Origin of the sequence: Bdellovibrio sp. KM01 (genome assembly GCF_013752535.1) — a bacterium.
GTDB lineage: Bacteria > Bdellovibrionota > Bdellovibrionia > Bdellovibrionales > Bdellovibrionaceae > Bdellovibrio.
Map to the genome: position 1 here is coordinate 825,148 of NZ_CP058348.1, position 14,568 is coordinate 839,715.

Here is a 14,568-nt window from a genome sequence, read left to right on the forward strand (position 1 = left end):
CCGGGCCAAATATGTGCTTGAAAATACCCAGTTTAGGGAGGCGGTGCTAGGATAACTCCCTGACCTGGAGGATAGTGTGATTCCTGTAGTTTTATCTGGTGGTAGCGGCACAAGATTGTGGCCGGTTTCGCGCCAACACATGCCAAAGCAATTCTGTACAATTTTTGAAAAGCCATTGCAGACAATGACTTTAGAGCGATGCCATAAAATGGGCACTCCATGGATTGTGACCTCCAAGGCTTTGCAATCTTTGACAGAAATTAATCTCAAAGACAGTCAGATGAATGACGTCCAGGCGATTTATGAACCGTATGGTAAAAACACAGCTCCCGCGATTGCGGTGCTTTGCAAACTTTTAGACCTTAAAGGTTTGGCGAAGGAGATCGTCGGTATTTTTCCTTCAGATCATTTGATCTCCAAAGAACAGGCGTTCTTGAATGTTGTTAAGTTTGCAACGTCAGTTGCGGAGACGAACAAAGTTGTCACTTTGGGAATCACGCCTTCGTATCCTGAAACTGGTTATGGCTATATTCAAACGAAAGCCGTGAGCCTGTCTGAGTCCAATGGTTTCAAGGCTTATTCAGTGGTAAAATTTCACGAAAAACCAGCTCTTGAAAAAGCTAAGGAGTTTTTGGCGCAAGGAAGCTTTAGCTGGAATGCCGGGATCTTTGTTTTCAAAGTTTCTCACATGATTTCTTTATTCGAGAAACATCAACCTGAGTTGTGGGCTTTGGTGTCGGCGTTGAAAGCGGATGCTTCTAACTTGGATGACATTTATTCCAAAGTTCAAAGCATTTCTATCGACTATGCGATCATGGAAAAATTGGGCAGTGAAGAGCTTGCTTGTATTCCGTCGGAGTTTGGTTGGAGCGATGTGGGTTCATGGGATGCTGTGGCCACACTGCAAAAGGGTCAGCAAGTTTTGAATGTCAAAGGACAGGACAACTTTGTATTCGGTGATTCTAGTAAGCATTACTCCACCGTGGGCATTGATGACGTGATCATCGTGGACACAAAAGATGCCTTGATGCTGGTAAAAAAAGGCCATTCTCAAGATGTTCGCTATGTGGTTGAGGATTTGGCACAACAAAAATCTTCTCTGGTGAAAGATCACGTCTATGAATATCGCCCGTGGGGATATTTTGAAATTCTAAAAGACACAGACGCCTTCAAATCCAAAGTGATTCGCGTAAATCCGCACTCACAACTTTCTTATCAAAGTCACGCCAAGCGCGAAGAGCATTGGACGATCACTCGCGGAAGCGGTGAAGTAGTTTTGAACGATGAAGTGATTCCGGTAAAAGCGGGATCTCATGTCCACATTCCGTTGGGTGCCAAGCATCGCATGCGTAATACTTCGAATGAGATGTTGGAATTCGTGGAAGTTCAGCTTGGATCGTATTTCGGCGAAGACGACATTGTTCGCTATCAGGATGATTATCAAAGAAAGTGACATTGAAAAACGAATCTGTTGAGATTTCGTTTATAAGAAAAGGAGTTTTTATGAAAATGATTCTAGCGTCTTTGGTTTTGTTGGGTGCTTCTTACAGTTTCGCTGCGAAAACTTATCAGGTGACTGGTCCGGTATTGGAAGTCACTGATTCCAAAATCGTTGTCGAAAAAGGCAAAGACAAATGGGAAATTGAAAGAACAGCATCGACGAAAGTTACTGGCGAATTGAAAGTGGGCGAGAAAGTGACTATCGAGTACACAATGTCCGCAGCAAATGTTGACGTGAAAGCTCCGAAAAAGAAATAGTTCTTATACATATAGATATAAATGAAGGATCGCGGTCAAAGGCGATCCTTTTTTATTTTCCGATGGCTTAAATGTAATTGAGCTTTCATGATTGCCATTTGATCGATTGGATCTGTCCCATTAAGTTCCACATGCTAAAACACAAGGGGAGCCTATGGTGCGGACTTATGAGCGTGCAAAGTTATTTGCGATTTCTGTCTTTATCGCCTTTCACTTAATGTTAATTTTAACAGCTTCCTTTCCGGATCGCAGTGAGCTCGGACGTCTGATTCTGCGGACCTTCGGCGATTATTTTGATTTTGTGGGATTGGAGCAGCCTTGGAGTATGTTCGCTCCGAATCCCATGTCCTTAAACTCTTACGTCGAAGCGGAAATTCATTTTACTGACGGCAGTAAAGAGAAATGGTCTTTGCCTCGTCCTACACAAATGAATGGCGCGGATAAAGTGATTGGCGGCGACCGCTATCGCAAATTCACCCAAGAGTATTTGATGCCTGAGAAAAACGAAGAGATCTGGTTTGATGTCGCTCGCTATGTGACTCGTCATGTGAACAAGATCGAGGCGACGGGGCGTAAGCGAGAGATCGAGAAGCTGCAATTCTTCCGCTATTACAACTATGTTGAAGACCCACGAAAATTCTTTGTTCGTCACGGTGACAAAGCCGGCGAATACAAAAAAGAAAGCGTGTTCTATTTCTATCCAGCAAAAAAGGGAAAGTATGAAGTCAGCAACAATAATTAAAAGTATTTGGGATTTCTTTTTTAAGCCTCAGCCGGTGGATAACTTAGGTTTGATGCGTGTGTTGTTCGGGCTGCTTCTGCTGTTCAATTGGTACATGGTCTGGAGCTATCTGGATGTTTTCTGGGGAGTGGAGGGCTTGATCAGTTTGAAAACCTCAATGGAGTACGGTTCATCTATTCGTTTCAGTCTGTTTGATTTCATGCCCAATGATCCCCGCGTGCCGGCATTACTTGCTTTGGTGAATCTGGTCGCAGCAGTGGGAGTGACCTTGGGGCTCTTTACTCGCACTTCCATGGTGTTGGCATTTATGACGTTGTTGTCTTTCCAGAATAGAAACGACTTTATTCTGAACAGTGGCGACATCGTTCTTCGCAATATTTTATTTTTCATGATGTTTTCAGCGGCAGGGAAAGCTTACTCTTTGGATCGCTGGTTTTATAATCTGCGCTTTGGTAAGTCGCAGGAACCGCTTATGGAACGACCTTGGGCATTACGTATGATTCAGATCCAATTTTGTGTGATCTATATCGCCACGGTCTTATTTAAAATCAAAGGCACGCATTGGGTGGATGGCACAGCCGTGTATATTGCCACGCGTTTAGAGGAGTTTGTTCGTGTTCCATTTCCTTTGTTGAACAATCTTGCCGTGATTAAATTCATGACCTGGTCGACGTTGCTTGTTGAACTCGCGATGGGAACGTTGGTGTGGTTTAAAGATTTGCGTTATTGGGTTTTGCTGGCCGGCATCGGTTTGCATATTGGCATTGAACTTGTGATGAGTATCCCAATGTTCGAGTGGGTGATGGTGGTAACGATGCTTTCATTAGTAGATCCATGGGATGTAATAAAGGTCGAAAGCAAATTGCGAATATGGTTTTCAAGAATTCGATATCGTTTCGGTAAGTTAGAAACTGTCTAGAGAAAAATACTCATTAAATACAGAGACCAAGCAGAAATGTTTGGTCTTTTTTTTTGCCATGAAACCCACGACTGAAACCGTTCCTGAAAGTTCCGCAATTAATTAAATCACGGAAAATTACAGATAAGTTTCTATCCAACGATACGGCCTCCAAATAAGACTTTTCAGGAAATTTGCAGAATCTTGTGGGACACGCCGAATATTCACGGAAACTATGTGAATCATTTGGTACAGAGCTGGCGCGATTTTGTGAGTGAAAAAGAGAGAGAAAAGAGAACAAAGAACTTAAATGGAGGATGGATGAGATCGCGTAAGAAGTTAGTTCTTGCCGCGGGAATTTCCCTTTTGGCGAATCCTACTTGGGCACAAATGGCGCAGTTACAAACTCCGCCGATCACGGCTCAAAAAATAAAACAGGATGTGCTGAAAGAGAGCAAAGTTTCCAAAGACAAGACGGGATCGGAAAAAGTTGTCGGAGTAACTCCTGATGGAAAAATTCGCATCGGTGTTCAAGAAGAAGAGTTTAGCGGAAATTCGAGTGGCGGCTCGAAGGGCGGCTTCGACAATAAAGGAAGTTCAGGATCGAAGGGATCATTCGGTGGTGGAAGTGAACACGGAGGATTCGGTTCTTACGGAGATAAAGGTTCTTCGGGAGAACACGGTGGTTTCGATAGCAAAGGTTCAAAAGGCTCCTTTGGTGACAAGGGAGACTACGGAAATCATGGAACCGGTGGTTCCAAGGGTGATTTAGGTAATCGCGGTAACAGCGGTTCTAAAGGCGACTACGGTGATCGTGGTAACAGCGGCAGCAAAGGTGACTTAGGTAATCGCGGTAACAGCGGTTCTAAAGGCGACTACGGCGATCGCGGTAACAGCGGCAGCAAGGGTGATTACGGCAATCGCGGCAATAGCACTTCAAAAGGTGACTACGGCGATCGTGGTAACAGCGGCAGCAAGGGTGATTACGGCAATCGCGGCAATAGCACTTCAAAGGGTGACTACGGCGATCGTGGTAACAGTGGCAGCAAAGGCGATTACGGCAATCGCGGCAATAGCACTTCCAAAGGCGACTATGGTGATCATGGTTCCAAAGGCGACAAAGGCGATTATGGCAATCGCGGCAACAGTTCTTCTAAAGGTGATTACGGCGATCGTGGTTCCAAAGGAGACAAAGGTGATCGTGGAGAGCATGGCGGCTTTGATAGCAAAGGCTCAAAAGGCGATCATGGTGATCGTGGCGAAAAAGGCAACTACGGCGACAAAGGCGATCGTGGTGAACGCGGCGAACGTGGGGAAAAAGGCGACAAAGGCGATCACGGTGAAAAAGGTGAGTGTGGCCATCGTTGCGGATCTTCTTCGTACGGTAGTTCAACTTCGTATGGAAGCTCGACGTCCTATGGAAGCTATGGTAGTTCAACTTCCTACGGTGAATCGAATAGCTATGGAACGTCATCCACTTATGGCGACACAAGTACTTCGACTGTAACAACTTCAACTGGAAATCCTGATACTTCCACAGGTCCTCGTGATACGAGCACTTCGACAAGTTCAAGCTCTTCCAGTTCGAGCTCATCGTCTTCATCTTCGTCATCATCATCGACTGAAAGCACGTCCACTTCTACAAGTGAAAGCAGCTCCAGCTCTACTGGTGGTAAGAAAGAAGAGAAAAAGAATAGATTCAGAGCAAAATTGGAACCATTGTTCCACTTGGCTTTCGACTTCGGTTCTTACATCGTGAATTTGACTCCGCATGATGTTCCGCAACCAGCGGCTGTGGGTGTATCTTACGATCCACCATCTCAACAGACGTTGAAAACGGGCGATTATCGTGACGGCTTCCAAAAAACTGTCTATGGCAGTATCGAAGTGGGTATCGGGGCGCAAGTTCGTTTCTGGTTCGACAATGCGACAGGCTTGCTGGATTACTTCTGGGGCTTCGTGGGTGTTTTGCCCGTTGTAGGTAAAGAAACAGCTTCGACACGTTACGCGAGCACTTTGGATAAAGCGCGCGCTATGGGTGGTCGTTGGTCAGTTCCAAAAGATGCAACCGATCTTGATAAATGGGATGCTGGCGACAGTATAACTTACGTCAGTTACGGTGGCGTGATCTTCTTGGCAAATGCTGGATTTGGTCCGGTAGGTATCGGTACTGCGAAATTAGCTCGCGGTTCCTGGGAAACTTACGTGGAAAAAGTCGGCGATCATATGGCCTACGTGAAAATGACAAGTGGTAAACTTGAAAACTTGTCGATCTTCACAAGTGTCTCGATTATGTCGATCGGAAAAAACTGGTTCAACTCTGCGGATGATGGTTTCTCTTATCTGTTTGATTTGAGCACAGATACAGGTCGTAAAGCTTACGAAGACATGATTCGTGGTAACTCGTACGCATCTGAACAGCTTGCGACGAAAAAACCTATGAATTTGGTAGAGCTTGCGCCGGTGACGAAAGTTATGACTTTCAGAACTGTTTCGACAGGTCAAACTGTCAGCAAAGCGTTCGCGATTCCAATTATCTGGGACCGTGTGTTTAGTAAAGGTCGTGTACAGTCATTTACAACATCTGATTTGCACATCGAAAGAAACACAGCACGTGTACACTATGGTGTCTTTAATGAATCTGACGATTCTCGTTTCTGGTTTAAACACAGAGAAGAGGATTTCATGTTCACAGGCGCGAAATACTCGCTTGAAAATTGGGACAACAAAGAGCGCATAACAGGTATGTTCGGTACCTACAGCTTCGCGTTCCGACATGAAGCAAGTAATGACGACAGACTAAGAAAAGGTTTGAAGGAACTAGTTCGTAAAACCGGTTTGAAACGTTTGATGATCAATATCCCGGATAACTCTGCATTGGGTTATACAGGTGTTGAGTTCAACGCGAAAATGGGTGAAGAGAACACCATGCGTCTGATGACACTTGCACAAAGAATGTCTGAAGACCAGTTCACGGCACGCGGTTTGGCATTGCATGAAATCTATTTCAACAAGGGTGGTGATCCTTGGGATATCTGCAAACTGCCAGGTTGTGAAATGAAGCAGCGTAAAGCGACAATTTCGGGTATGTCGAAAATGTGGCGCGCACTTCAAGTCATGAGCAAAACGATGACTGGTGATCCACGTGCATTCGCAACAGCCTACGGGCAGTTTGGTGAGGGAATGTCTACAAATCCATTCACTTTCCAATCAGCAGTTGCGATGGCAGGACCTGGGGTTCTTATCGACTTCCTAGTGGAAGGAACACGAATTTCCATGTTCTACAAACAGTGGGTGACGGATGCAGATGGTATGTGGGTTCCTGCGGAGAAAATGCCGGATTCAGATTTGATTCCGAAGTTTGATCCAAGAACTCGCCACTCGAAAATCCGTGGTATCATTATTGGCAACAATCCGGGAGATATCATGCCTCATGATACGATTCCGTTGATGCAGCCAGTAGCGTTCCAATAGGCATCAGAAAAAGAAAAAGGCCGTTGAGAAATCAACGGCCTTTTTTATTTGGTAAAATCTGTTTTTAAAGTTCGTGCTCGATCAGCAAGGCATCACTGATCAGATCTCCAGTCAAAAGCGCCAGGTATCGGGCATTGCGCTCCCACTCTTCCGGAGCAGACTTTTGCAATTTGCCAATCAGGTGCTCAAACTCGTTCCATTTTCTCATAAATGCCGGTGCATTGTTTTTATATGCCGTTGTTGATTTGAAGTATTCGATCACAACAGGCAACGATTGTTCTTTTTCAAAAGCACGCAACATGTCCAAAGAAAGAACGTTGGTCGTGCCTTCCCAGATCGAGAATACTTGGGCATCCCGAATCAAACGTGGTAAGCCCGTGTCTTCGACGTAACCTGCGCCACCGAACATCTCGACGACTTCACTGGAAATCGCAATGGCTTTTTTCGCTGTATAAAGTTTAAGAACCGGCGTCAACGTACGAAGCAAAGTACGTTCCTTCGCGCTGATTTCACCAACTTCTTCTTTGCCAAGTAGGTGAGCGATGTGAAAACAGAATACGAATGAGCGACGGAAGTCTTCTTCCAGCCAGCGCAAAGTTTCTTGATGAAGGGGGTGATCGATCAAAAGTTTACCGAAGGCTTTGCGTTTGTGGGAATAGTTTTGTGCCAAGTCCAAAGCACGACGGGCGTGTCCGACCGCACACATCGAATTGTAAATGCGTGTGATGTTTAGAACGCTTGCGATCTTTTTAATGCCATCACCTTCGCCGCCGACCAAGCGAGCCGGTGTTCCTTGCAGACTCAGCTCGGCAGTCGGCAAAGCTTTTGTTCCCAGTTTGTCTTTTAAGCGATGTATCTGAATATGGTTTAACTGATTATCGGCGTTACGAAGTTCCAGATAGAACAGACTTAAACCTTTGGATCCTGCAGGCGCGCCATCTGGACGAGCCAAAGTCAGAGCCATTTGAGAAGTGGTCGCAGAGGTGAACCACTTTGTTCCGTGCAAAGAGTGAGTCGCGCCAAAAGTACTGTCACCTGTGAATGCGTGTGCATCTGTAGAAGTGCCGCTGACATCCGAACCGCCGGTTCGCTCAGTCATCCATTGTCCCGCTGTCCAGAATGTTTTTGGGTCACGGCTGGTCAAATGAGGGAGTGCGCGGTTTTTTAAATCAGGTGTTCCGTAAAGCTCAAGAGCTCGGGCCGCACCATCCGTCATCGCCAAGGGGCATGAAAAAATTGCCGAGCTTGGGGAATACAAGTAAAGCAGAGCCATTTGATAAACACGTGAGAATGCTCCGTATTTTCTTTCGTAGGCCGTGGCAACAATGCCTTCTTCGGCTGCCATTTTTTCAAGATTTTTCCAGCCAGAAGAAACGCGAATATCGTCTATACGGCGTCCCCACGGATCAAAGGGTACGTGTACTGGAGGGTGGGTTTCAGCCTCCAGCGCCCACTCAAGCATATCTGAAGCAGCTCTTTGACCCAAGTGATCCAAATGAGGCAATGCTTGTTTCTGACATTCAGGTGGCAGAATTTTTTTCAAGAGTTTCTGAAGTGAAGCATCTGACTGAAACGTGTTCGTGAGGCTTGGCCCGTCTTGATAAAAGTTTTTCATGGTTTAAGTGTAGGCTTCTCTGGCCAGAGGCACAACCTACAGTCGTTATGGGGTCTGTTTTTTTCAGAAAATAATTGCCGTTTGTCCCTGTAGTACATATACAGGGCCCACACTAATTCTGGAGGGGCCGTGTCACGTAAACTACTATTGGGCTTATCACTTTTGGCGATCGCCGCTTGCACACCTAAAGCAAGCAACAACACTGCAGCCACTTCCGGCTCACGCATTATCAATGGGACTGAAGTCCAGGAATCTGACAGCATTTTTAAGCACTTGGTTTCGGTTTATGCAGAAAACGAAGATGGCTCGGTGGGAATCTGTACGGGCACATTGATCGGACCCAACACGGTTTTGACTGCGGCTCATTGTATCTCTACTAAAACATCAAATCTTCGCGTGGTGTTTGGCTTGAACATCGACGAAATTCTTTACGCTCGTGAGCCAGACATCAAAGATCTTTATTTGCACACGGTAAGCGATGTGAAGGTCCACCCACAGTGGAACTTCGAAAAAAACCAAGACAAAGCATCAGACTGGCATGACCTGGCTGTTTTGAAATTCCGCGGAACTTATCCAGAAGAATTCACTCCAGCAGAGTTCCTTCAGGAAAAAGACTTGGGAATTTTGAAGCCGGGTGTTATGGCTTACGTTGCAGGTTATGGTGTAAACCAAGCTAGCTCTCGTGAAGTTGCTAAAGATGAGCAAGTGGGCTTTGATGAAGAAACTCTTTGTGATGACAAGGGTTGCATCGCTTTGAAATTCTCGGGTGATGGAACTTTACGTTGGACGATGGCGCCAATTTCTACTGTTGAAAACACGGAACTTCGCTTGGACGAAAAACTTTCCGGTACTTGCGGCGGCGATTCGGGTGGACCCGCGTTCGTAGTTGTAGATGGAAAATTCTTGTTCTTTGGTGTGACTAGCAGAGGCAGTCTTTTCTGTAATGAAGTGGGCGTTTACACGATAGCTTTGAAATTGAAAGACTGGTTGGGACCTGCGATTCAAAGTCTGAAATAGGTCAAAAAACAGAGTCTCGTTCTGAGACGTGACTGGTAAATTATGGCAACTGTCGAGAAGTTGGCAGGGGTAAGGGGCTTAGTGGCCCCTTTATTCATTCTAGGGTGGGCAAGCTCCTTGCAACCGTAAATACTGAATTGCAGACTTAATTTGTGAGGATTTTATGAAATTAGTGACACTTTCAATCGCAGTTTGTTTGATGAGCGCAACAGCTATGGCCGGCGTTCAAGGTCGTATCACCACTAAGATCGATTCGCAAAAAGCAGAGATCGAACTTCACGGTGTGAAGGCCGGAGATAAAGTCACTTTGCTGGAAGAAGTCTGTGAAGGACCGAAAGTGAAATTGTGCCGCACTGAAAAAGTCGGCGTGGCCACTGTATCCAAGGTTATTGACTCTGAGACTTCCGAAATCAAAGTCGAAGGTCAACAACCCTTGAAAGACGGTCTTTTGATCGAAAAGCAATAGTCTCTACTTTAGAAATGAGCGATGGCGCCTAACGTGATCAAATGTAAATGATCCGTGGAGGTGCCGTCACTGTTCGTCAGAACTTCCTGATCCGCGTTGTCCTGGCGGAATTCCAAATAAAGCTTCAAATGCTCAGACAGGTTGTACTTGTCACCCACTGTCCAAACTTCCACTTTATCAGCACCTGAATAATAAGCTCCTACTGTGCCGTTTATTCCGTCGAGTTCACCAGCACCCAGAATATTTTCGTAACGTACTCCCAGGGTGTGTTTGCCCAAAGTGTATCCCATTTGTGTCGATAGGGATTGTGCAAAGGTCAGAGTGCCACCGTCAGGTGTTTGCGTGCGGTTGTCATAGTAAATCGACCAGGAGAAGTCATCGCTGAACTTATAGGTCGTCCAGATATTTGTCGTTGATTTTTCAACGGCAGAACCTGTGACCGTGGTAGAGGCATCTTTACCTGCGTAGTATCCTGCAAACCACAAAAAACGTCCCGAAATGCCCGTTGCAGAAAGTTCTGTCGTTTTCGTAGAAACCAAGTCGTCACCGAATTGATTGTAGGCGCTGCGGTTGTAGCTGCTCAATGTAACTGCCAGCCACTCGCCCGGATTGAATTTCAAACGGGCACCTTCGTTGTATCCAGGAACGATGCCTTGATAGGCGACGGTGTTTCCGTAAAGAATGTTTTCAACCTTCATCGCGGATTCAAATCCCAAAGTAGAACACAGGCGACCAAAACCAACGGACCAGGCAGGATCTATTTTATAATAAATTTCCAATTGATCCAAAGTGCCGAAATTGCTTTTCGTTGTACCTGTCGGAGTCGTCAGCTCAATCGGCATGTACATTAGACGTGCAAAGAACGATAAGTCCTGCGTTTCTTTTTTCAAGATCACTTGAGCACTATTGAATCGATACTGTTCATCGAGCGCTCCGGAAGAAGCCGGGTAGGCGTTTTTTCCCGAGGATAGAAAGTTGTACTCAAAATCAGCTTCACCTTGAGCAGTAATCCCGGAAAGTACTTCTTCAGCTTTCGCAGCGAAAGGCATGATTAAACAAAATGTGGTTAAGATAGCCGTTGTGATTTTCATTGAGACTTTTATCGGGGGATTCCGAGCTCACATTAAGGGGGAGAAAATATTTTAATACTTCCGATGATGGTCTAGTTTGTCTCAGAACTGCTCAACCAGCGTGTCAAGAAACCGATAATGATCAAGAGTCCTATATTTTTCGAGGTTAATTATGAAGAGTAAAAAAAGCTCATGGTTTAAGGGAATTAAAGGTCGCATGTTGATGGTGGCGGTGTTTCCGTTTATCGCGTTTGCAACCATATTTGGTTTTACCTATAAAGGCCTGGATCACCTGAGCAATCTCTTAAATAGTGCGCATAACGAGATCATTCCAAATTTGAATGACCTTGGTGATATGCGTATCGCGCAAAACCGATTTGGTTATCGCGTATGGGAAGGCATCATCAATCCGGAAGACCGTGCTGAAGTCGTTAAACAGGCTGAAGAAACTTTGACGAAGTTTGAAAAGGCTTACAAGGAATATACCGAAAACCCTTTTCATGGCGAAGAATTGAAAATCTATGAGAACTACAAACAATTCTTTCCTCAATATAAAACTCTCGCGCGTTCTATTCTGACAAATCTGGAAAAAGGCAGTGATGAGTCTGTGGCTCAAGCTCGTAAAGATCTGGATGAGACTCTGCATATTTATTCTGGAAAAATCGAAGAGTTTTGCGCGAAGGTAAACGACCTTTATACCGAGCGTGCCGTTGCAGAAAATAAAGAATTTGCAGTTTCTCGTGCGCAGATTGTGAATATCATTATTCTAGTCACCTTATGTGCCGGTTTGATTATTTTGGCGTTACAATTAATGCAAGCTGCGAAAATCTCCAATGTGACTGGCAGCGTTGCGGATAAACTGGGTGAGTCAAACTCTAAGGTCGTTCATTCCGTCGAGCAATTGGCAGCGGCGGGGAATGCATTGTCGCAAAACTCCACTGAGGCCGCTGCGTCGTTGGAGGAAACTGTGGCAGCCTTGGAAGAGTTAACATCCATGGTGCAGATGAATTCAGACAATGCCAAGCAGGCGGCTTCTTTGGCAGTAAGTTCTCGTGATGCTGCTGAACATGGCGAGCAAGAGATCAGTGCCCTTATTAAGTCCATGGGAGAGATTTCGTCTTCTTCAAAAAAAATCGAAGAGATTATTTCTGTGATCGATGATATCGCTTTCCAAACAAATCTATTGGCCTTGAATGCGGCGGTGGAAGCCGCCCGTGCGGGTGAGCAAGGTAAAGGCTTCGCCGTGGTTGCTGAAGCGGTTCGCGCGTTGGCGCAAAGAAGTGCTTCGTCTGCCAAAGACATTGAAAGCCTGATCAAAGTCTCCGTTCATCAAGTTGATAACGGTAGCAAAGTGGCGAACTCCAGCGGAGTGGTCCTTGCAAACATCGTGGCTTCCATTAAAAAAGTATCTGATCTTAACAATGAAATTGCAGCGGCAAGTACGGAGCAGACGACCGGCATTCAGCAGATCAGTCGTGCGATGAATCAATTGGATCAATCGGCACAGTCGAACGCAGCTTCTGCAGAAGAAATCGCAGCGACGACGACGGAATTGAATAGGCTTGCACAGACCTCCCAGGATCTGACTGACGAATTGAATACGGTTGTGACCGGCAGTGCTGTTCGCTATGAGTTAGAGACAGCGGTTGGTTCCCAATCAGTGGCGCCGCGGCCAGCCTCTTCGAAAAGTACGACGAAGGCAAAATTCGCCGTTGAACCTTCGGCGAAAGTCATCCCGATGAAAAAGTCAGTCAAAACGGCAAGTGTCGCAGAAGAAACAATTCCCTTTGACGATGAGCCTAGGGCGAAAATAGGGAACCGAGACGGATTCTAAAAAATACGGGCCGACGACCGGCCCGTTTCATTTTAAGAATTTACATGTCTTTGGTCGGGTCAAATATTCTCACATGTGTTCATTCCCTAGCGACCAGGCTACAATTGTCTTATGACAGATCCACAACCCAAGATGATCATGGTTGGTGTGGAACTCTTTACGGAGAACTTCCCACTTCCTGCAGACGTTTATACTCGATTGCCTTCGGGCCAATACCTTTTGGTGGGTAAAAAAGGCGAAAAAAGTAATTTTCAAAGTCTGCATATGACAGCCCAGAAAAAAGCAGAGCTTTATGTGCGTGGAACTGATTACGATGCCGTGATTCAGTTCAATCTGGCTTTGGCTAAAACAGCTGTCAGTAAGACTGAGATTCCTACAAACCTAAAATTAAATCTGATTACGGGGCTGGCGGATTCAGCCATCAATGATCTGGTGGACCGAAAAATCATGGCGGGTTCTTACGAACGCGTGAAGCAGCTTTCGGGCTTTATCAAAGACACAGTCGCGCAAGTTTCAGATGTTGATAAACTTTTGGATCTGTTAAGCAAGCTTCCGAAAGACAGTGCCTCCCATGGCATGGCAACAGCAGCGATTTCTTTGTTGATTTGTGAGCAGATGGAAATTCAGTCGAAGCCGACCCTGGAAAAGGTGGCCTTGGGTGCACTTCTGCACGACATTGGTCTTAAAGAAATTCCAGATGCTGTTTTAAAGAAACCTCGTGCCGATCGGACCGTCGAAGAAACAACTCACTATGAATCTCATACGATGAGAGGCGTAGAGATGTTGCAGGAACTTCGCGAAATTCCGTCGGATGTTTTGGCCATTATTTTGGAGCATCATGAAAATTCAATCGGCATGGGATATCCGCGCCGTATACGTGATGTGAAAATGAATCCATTGGCGCGAATCGTGGCTGTGGCAAATTACTTTATGGAACTTCTGCATGATCCAACCGGCGAGATGCAGGCTAAAACGCCAGACGAGGCGATCTATTATATGGAGACGACTTTGGGGCAACCCTTCAACAAGCAAGTTTTTGCTGCGTTGAAAGAAGTCGTCTTTGCCCACCGTCGGGTTTAAAGCAAAAAAAGCGCACTGAAGAGTGCGCTTTTTTCATTTTACGGTTTTGCGCATTCACCCTGTTTTTGGCAGCGAAGCATATCACCGGTGTGTTGGTGAAGCTCATTCAAAGTATAACCAAGTTCTTGATCGTAACCGTTGGCAACAGCGCCGGCCTGACCGATAGATATGAAGTCATTGATACCTTCAAACCACGCTTGATCGTACATTTGGCCCGTAGAAGTGTTTTTAAAAAACACCTGGCCGTTGGAGCGAATTGTTTTTAGGAAGCGGCCACGCTGGTCACGGGCTTTATTCAAACCGCCGCTGAAGCTTTTCCAGCATTTTACTTCGCCAATGCGAACGACTCTTTGCATGTTCAAATCAAAAACGATGATATCAAGTTCACCAATAGTTCTGTGGCCATCGCCGTAAGCGATGCCCACTTCAACGTGGTATTGAGGAGCTGGGAATTGTTTTCTAACGTCTAAACGGGCGACTTCTTCGCAGATTGCGCCGGAGTCTTCATAGCTGCGTGGAACGCTTTTAAGAGCTTCAAAATCTTCAGCCCAATTAGCGGCAAAAAGATTAAGCGAGAACAACAAAGCACTGACAAAAACTGATAGTTTCATAAC

General features: G+C 45.7%; 12 protein-coding genes. 9 read left to right on the plus strand and 3 right to left on the minus strand.

Features of this window, described 5'->3' with window-relative positions:
• Nucleotides 1-76 precede the first annotated feature (76 nt).
• The 5 genes from HW988_RS04140 to HW988_RS04160 all read left to right on the plus strand — a co-directional run bounded on the left by HW988_RS04140 (nt 77) and on the right by HW988_RS04160 (nt 6,872).
• Complete coding sequence (locus HW988_RS04140; RefSeq protein WP_181606329.1) at nt 77-1,453, plus strand: mannose-1-phosphate guanylyltransferase/mannose-6-phosphate isomerase; 1,377 nt, start codon at nt 77-79, stop codon at nt 1,451-1,453.
• A 50-nt stretch (nt 1,454-1,503) separates the two neighbouring features.
• Nucleotides 1,504-1,758, plus strand: coding sequence for a hypothetical protein (locus HW988_RS04145; protein WP_181606330.1), 255 nt, complete (start codon nt 1,504-1,506; stop codon nt 1,756-1,758).
• A 154-nt stretch (nt 1,759-1,912) separates the two neighbouring features.
• The gene (locus tag HW988_RS04150; RefSeq protein ID WP_181606331.1) at nt 1,913-2,500 is read left to right on the plus strand and encodes a hypothetical protein; all 588 of its coding nucleotides are present in this window, start codon (nt 1,913-1,915) and stop codon (nt 2,498-2,500) included.
• Nucleotides 2,478-3,419, plus strand: coding sequence for an HTTM domain-containing protein (locus HW988_RS04155; RefSeq protein WP_255490197.1), 942 nt, complete (start codon nt 2,478-2,480; stop codon nt 3,417-3,419). The genes HW988_RS04150 and HW988_RS04155 overlap by 23 nt, the downstream gene beginning before the upstream one ends.
• Before the next feature lie 300 nt (nt 3,420-3,719).
• Nucleotides 3,720-6,872 carry a hypothetical protein gene (locus tag HW988_RS04160; protein WP_181606332.1) on the plus strand — a complete coding sequence of 1,051 codons (3,153 nt, stop codon included), beginning with the start codon at nt 3,720-3,722 and terminating at the stop codon, nt 6,870-6,872.
• Between the two features lie 64 nt (nt 6,873-6,936).
• Here the strand turns inward: HW988_RS04160 and HW988_RS04165 are convergent, their stop codons facing one another.
• Entirely contained in the window at nt 6,937-8,487 is a 1,551-nt protein-coding gene (locus HW988_RS04165; RefSeq protein WP_181606333.1) for an acyl-CoA dehydrogenase family protein, read from the minus strand.
• Between the two features lie 129 nt (nt 8,488-8,616).
• Here HW988_RS04165 and HW988_RS04170 point away from each other — a divergent pair, with 129 nt between their 5' ends.
• Entirely contained in the window at nt 8,617-9,504 is an 888-nt protein-coding gene (locus HW988_RS04170) for a trypsin-like serine protease (RefSeq protein WP_181606334.1), read from the plus strand.
• Nucleotides 9,505-9,667: 163 nt separating this feature from the next.
• The gene (locus HW988_RS04175) at nt 9,668-9,970 is read left to right on the plus strand and encodes a hypothetical protein (protein ID WP_181606335.1); all 303 of its coding nucleotides are present in this window, start codon (nt 9,668-9,670) and stop codon (nt 9,968-9,970) included.
• An 8-nt stretch (nt 9,971-9,978) separates the two neighbouring features.
• Here the strand turns inward: HW988_RS04175 and HW988_RS04180 are convergent, their stop codons facing one another.
• Complete coding sequence (locus HW988_RS04180; RefSeq protein ID WP_181606336.1) at nt 9,979-11,061, minus strand: outer membrane beta-barrel protein; 1,083 nt, start codon at nt 11,059-11,061, stop codon at nt 9,979-9,981.
• 151 nt (nt 11,062-11,212) lie between these two features.
• Here HW988_RS04180 and HW988_RS04185 point away from each other — a divergent pair, with 151 nt between their 5' ends.
• A complete protein-coding gene (locus tag HW988_RS04185; RefSeq protein ID WP_181606337.1) occupies nt 11,213-12,874 on the plus strand; it encodes a methyl-accepting chemotaxis protein in 1,662 nt (553 codons plus the stop codon).
• 111 nt (nt 12,875-12,985) lie between these two features.
• Nucleotides 12,986-13,954, plus strand: a complete 969-nt coding sequence (locus tag HW988_RS04190; RefSeq protein ID WP_181606338.1) for an HD-GYP domain-containing protein — start codon at nt 12,986-12,988, stop codon at nt 13,952-13,954.
• 38 nt (nt 13,955-13,992) lie between these two features.
• Here the strand turns inward: HW988_RS04190 and HW988_RS04195 are convergent, their stop codons facing one another.
• The gene (locus HW988_RS04195; protein ID WP_181606339.1) at nt 13,993-14,565 is read right to left on the minus strand and encodes a hypothetical protein; all 573 of its coding nucleotides are present in this window, start codon (nt 14,563-14,565) and stop codon (nt 13,993-13,995) included.
• Nucleotides 14,566-14,568 lie beyond the last annotated feature (3 nt).

Bases quoted from the DNA above. Each gene is read 5' to 3' on its own strand.
- HW988_RS04145 (WP_181606330.1), top strand. From the start codon at position 1,504: ATGAAAATGATTCTAGCGTCTTTGGTTTTGTTGGGTGCTTCTTACAGT.
- HW988_RS04150 (WP_181606331.1), top strand. From the start codon at position 1,913: ATGGTGCGGACTTATGAGCGTGCAAAGTTATTTGCGATTTCTGTCTTT.
- HW988_RS04155 (WP_255490197.1), top strand. From the start codon at position 2,478: ATGAAGTCAGCAACAATAATTAAAAGTATTTGGGATTTCTTTTTTAAG.
- HW988_RS04160 (WP_181606332.1), top strand. From the start codon at position 3,720: ATGAGATCGCGTAAGAAGTTAGTTCTTGCCGCGGGAATTTCCCTTTTG.
- HW988_RS04165 (WP_181606333.1), bottom strand. From the start codon at position 8,487: ATGAAAAACTTTTATCAAGACGGGCCAAGCCTCACGAACACGTTTCAG.
- HW988_RS04175 (WP_181606335.1), top strand. From the start codon at position 9,668: ATGAAATTAGTGACACTTTCAATCGCAGTTTGTTTGATGAGCGCAACA.
- HW988_RS04180 (WP_181606336.1), bottom strand. From the start codon at position 11,061: ATGAAAATCACAACGGCTATCTTAACCACATTTTGTTTAATCATGCCT.
- HW988_RS04185 (WP_181606337.1), top strand. From the start codon at position 11,213: ATGAAGAGTAAAAAAAGCTCATGGTTTAAGGGAATTAAAGGTCGCATG.
- HW988_RS04190 (WP_181606338.1), top strand. From the start codon at position 12,986: ATGACAGATCCACAACCCAAGATGATCATGGTTGGTGTGGAACTCTTT.
- HW988_RS04195 (WP_181606339.1), bottom strand. From the start codon at position 14,565: ATGAAACTATCAGTTTTTGTCAGTGCTTTGTTGTTCTCGCTTAATCTT.